The organism is Micromonospora sp. R311, assembly GCF_056780015.1.
On sequence record NZ_JBSWCE010000092.1, the window covers coordinates 1 to 4,004 of the forward strand.

A 4,004-nucleotide genomic window follows, 5' to 3' on the forward strand; every position below is an offset into this window, starting at 1 on the left:
GAGTCGCTCACCAATCAGGGTGAGGATCCACAACACCCACCGGACACCCGGTGAACGTTAGTGGACACCGCACTAGCAGTGCCCCATCGGCCCAGTCCGCCCGCGGGCCCCCCGACCACATGTGGACCGGGGAGCACCGCACGGTGGCTGCGGGCGTCAGCCCTGGCGACGGTTCCAGGGGCCGGTGACGGCGTACGTGATGCCCGGGTTGTAGACGTTGAAGAACATGGTCCGGCCGTCGGCGGAGAACGTCGCGCCGGCCAGCTCGCCGTACTCCGGGTCCTCGGCGGTGCCGACGTTGACCCGGTTACGGGCAAAGACGAACACCTCGCCGTCGGCGGTCGTACCAAGGATGTGCTGGTCCCCGACTCCGTCCTCGCACATCATCAGACCCCCGTACGGGGACATGCAGATGTTGTCCGGGGCGTCGAACTCCGGGTTCTCCGGTGCCGGCGTGGGGCGGGTGAAGATGGTTTCCAGGCGCAGGGTGTTGGCTCGGGGGTCATACCGCCAGACCTGGCCGTCGTGGTCGCGGGCCGAGCCCAACTCCCGCCGGGCGAACGACGAGACGAAGTAGGCGCAGCCGTCCTTCTCCCCCCACCAGGCGCCCTCGATCTTGTACCCACCGGTGATCGGCTTGCCGTAGTCCTGCGCACGGACCGACTCCGTCGTCGCCAGCGGGTCCGGCACGTCAAGCCACTCGATGCCGGAGAAGGACGCGCCCGTCTCGGTCACCACGGACAGATCCGGCAGGTCCGGGACGTGCAGAGCCTGCAGCACCCCGCCTGCCCGCAGGCTCCCGTGACCGCAGAGCGGCCGGTTCGGCAGGAAGCGGTAGAAGCTGCCGAGCGGCGCCACGAACGCGTCCTCGGTCTCGTAGACGATGCCGGTGTGCGGGTCGACCGCGACTGCCTCGTGCTGAAACCGACCCATCGCGGTCAGCGGTGTCGGATCGGTGTTGCGCGCATCGTCGTACGGGTCAACCTCGAAGATGAACCCGTGGTCCTTCGTGTACCCGCGGGCACCCGCCTTGTCTTCGGTCTCCTCGCAGGTCAGCCAGGTGCGCCACGGGGTTTGGCCGCCGGAACAGTTGATGGCCGTGCCGCCCAGGCTGACGTGCTCAGAGACGGCGTGTCGTGATGCGTTGACGATGATCGTGCTGGTCCCACCCCCGGCGGCCGGGTCGTACGTGCGTTCCGGCGGAGCCACGACCCTGATCTTCGCGGTGGGGGAGCACTCATGGTTGCGGACCAGGCGGGTGCCGCGCGCCTTGTCGGCGAAGGCACCCATCCCGTCGAACCGGCTCGGCACGATGCCGCCGTCCGGCCGGACGGCGCCTTCGCGGGACAGCACCGTGTAGCGGAAGCCCACCGGCAGGTCGAGCATGCCGGCCGGGTCAGGCACGAGCGGACCGTACCCGACATCCGGGCCGGACACCCCCAGCGCGGGTGCCGCGGTGAACAGGGCATCGACCGAACCGGCCACGGCCACGGCGAGACCGGCTCCGGCGGAGCGGGACAGAAACTGGCGACGAGACAAAGACACGGACAGACCTCCTAGACGTCGCGGCCCGTTGCGACCCGGGCCGATATCGACGCGAACCGCTCGATCCACTACGTCACATATCGCCTCACCCGTCAAGACATCGATCAATTGGTCGCCGTCCCGATACGGGTCGGCGGCCATGGTGACCAGTCCGGGAGCCACCCAATGGCGCAGACGTTCCCGCTCGCACAGCCGCTCCGGGCCACCGCCGTACCAGACGACCGGATCGTCGTCGGTGGGGTCGATCAACGCCACCCAGACGCCCTGATTCTCGGCCGCGAAGACCACCGGCGGCTCGTCGTCCAGGCACTCGATCCTGTCGAGCGGCTCGAGGAAGTCCTGCTGGCCGAGGATTTCCTCGCGGCCGGCGGCGATGTCGTGGAAGGCCAGCAAGTAGGCTTCGGCGTATGTCGAGGTGGCCGTGGCGTGGCCGGGCGGCGGACACGGCCGTGGTGCCCGCCGTCGCTCTGGTCGCCCTCCTCGGCCTGATGGTGCAGTCGCGGGGCATCGACACCGCCGCTGAATGGGCGGCGCTGCTGGCCGTGCTGGCATCCGCCGGCGCACTGTACGTCCGCCGCCGCCATCCGGTGGCGGTGGGTGTGGTGGCGCTGGCCGCCATCAGCGCGTACGGAGCGTTGCTGCACCGGCCCGGGCCGATCATGCTGGTGTTCGTCGTGGCGCTCTACACCGTCGTCGACGAGGGGCACCTCGCGGTCGCCATCGGGCTCGGTCTCGCCTCGGTGGTCGCCTTCGCCGTCGCGGACAGCTACAACAGGACACCGAACAGCGTCAACGGGGCGACGCTGCTGCACGCCGGCTGGCTCGTCGCGGTCATCGTCGGCGTGACCCGCAACCGCCGGGCCTACCTCGCCGAGGCGCAGGCCCGGTCGCTCGCCGCCGAGCAGCGGATGGAGGAGGAGGCCCGGCGCCGGGCCACCGAGGAGCGGCTGCGCATCGCCCGCGAGCTGCACGACGTGCTCGGCCACCACCTCTCGCTGATCAACGTGCAGGCCAGCGCCGCGCTGCACCGCCCGGACCCCGCCCGGTCCGCGCAGGCGCTCAGCGCGATCAAACAGACGAGCAAGGAGACGCTGCGCGAGTTGCGCACGACGCTTGGCATACTGCGGCGGGAGGGTGAGGCGCCGACCGCGCCCGCGCCCGGGCTGAACCGCCTCTACGAGCTGGTCACGACGGCCGGGCGGGCCGGGTTGGAGATCCGCACCGAGCTGGCCGAAACCCGGCCGCTGCCGCCGGAGGTCGACCTGGCGGCGTACCGGATCGTCCAGGAGGCGCTCACCAACGTGACCCGGCACGCGGGCGCGACCGCCGCGGTGATCCGGGTCCGGCCCGACCGCGACGACGTGCTGGTGGAGGTCGAGGACGACGGCACCGGCGCAGCGGGCCCGCCCGGCAACGGGATCCTCGGCATGGGGGAGCGCGCTCGGGCGCTGGGCGGTTCGCTGACCACGGGCCCGCGGCCGGACGGCGGCTTCCGGGTGTGCGCCCGCCTGCCGCTGCAGCCGGTACCGGCGGGAGCGCCGACGTGATCAGGGTGCTGCTCGCCGACGACCAGACCCTGGTACGCGCCGGGTTCCGGTCCATCCTCGACGGTGAGGACGGCATCGAGGTGGTCGGCGAGGCCGCCGACGGCGCCGAGGCGGTGCGGCTCGCCCGGCACCTGCGGCCGGACGTCGTCCTCATGGACATCCGGATGCCCGGGCTGGACGGGCTGGCCGCCACCCGGGAGATCGCCGCCGGCTCGGATGTCCGTGTGGTCATCCTGAGCACCTTCGACCTGGACGATTACGTCTACGGGGCGCTGCGGGCCGGCGCGAGCGGCTTCCTGGTCAAGGACACCGAGCCGGCGGAGCTGATCCACGGGCTGCGGGTGGTGGCCCGCGGCGATGCGCTGATCGCGCCGTCGATCACCCGCCGGCTGATCGCCGAGTTCACCGCCCGGGCCACGCATCCGGACCCGGGGCCGCGGCTGAGCGCGCTCACCGAGCGGGAGCGTGAGGTGATGGCGCTGGTCGCCGCCGGCCTCTCCAACGACGAGATCGCGGCGCGGCTGGTGCTGAGCCCGGCCACCGCGAAGACGCACGTCAGCCGGATCATGACCAAGACCCAGGTCCGGGACCGCGCCCAGTTGGTGATCCTCGCGTACGAGTCCGGCCTGACCGTCCCCGGCTGGCTCGCCCGCTCCTGACCAGGATCTCCGGATCCTGACCGGCCGTGCAGCCATCAAGGACCCGCTTTACCAGGGTTTGCCCGGCTACCGCCAGACCTGGACCATGACGGCGGCGGCGAGGCGACTGGTGCAGGTCGGGACGGCCCGGCAGATTCTGTCAGGAGGAAGAAGCGCCGAATCGGTGCGCTGTCACTCTAGTGCGGTGTCCACTAACGTTCACCGGGTGTCCGGTGGGTGTTGTGGATCCTCACCCTGATTGGTGAGCGACTCC

At 71.1% G+C, this 4,004-nt stretch carries 3 protein-coding genes; 2 read left to right on the forward strand and 1 reads right to left on the reverse strand.

What is annotated here, in order from left to right:
• Window positions 1–156 precede the first annotated feature (156 nt).
• On the reverse strand, window positions 157–1,938 hold the full coding sequence (locus AC1WTP_RS34195; protein ID WP_481653345.1) for an alkaline phosphatase PhoX: 1,782 nt from the start codon (window positions 1,936–1,938) through the stop codon (window positions 157–159).
• A gap of 14 nt (window positions 1,939–1,952) precedes the next feature.
• Between AC1WTP_RS34195 and AC1WTP_RS34200 the strand changes: the two genes are divergently transcribed.
• Entirely contained in the window at window positions 1,953–3,092 is a 1,140-nt protein-coding gene (locus AC1WTP_RS34200) for a sensor histidine kinase (protein ID WP_481653346.1), read from the forward strand.
• Entirely contained in the window at window positions 3,089–3,751 is a 663-nt protein-coding gene (locus AC1WTP_RS34205) for a response regulator (protein ID WP_481653347.1), read from the forward strand. The genes AC1WTP_RS34200 and AC1WTP_RS34205 overlap by 4 nt, the downstream gene beginning before the upstream one ends.
• Window positions 3,752–4,004 lie beyond the last annotated feature (253 nt).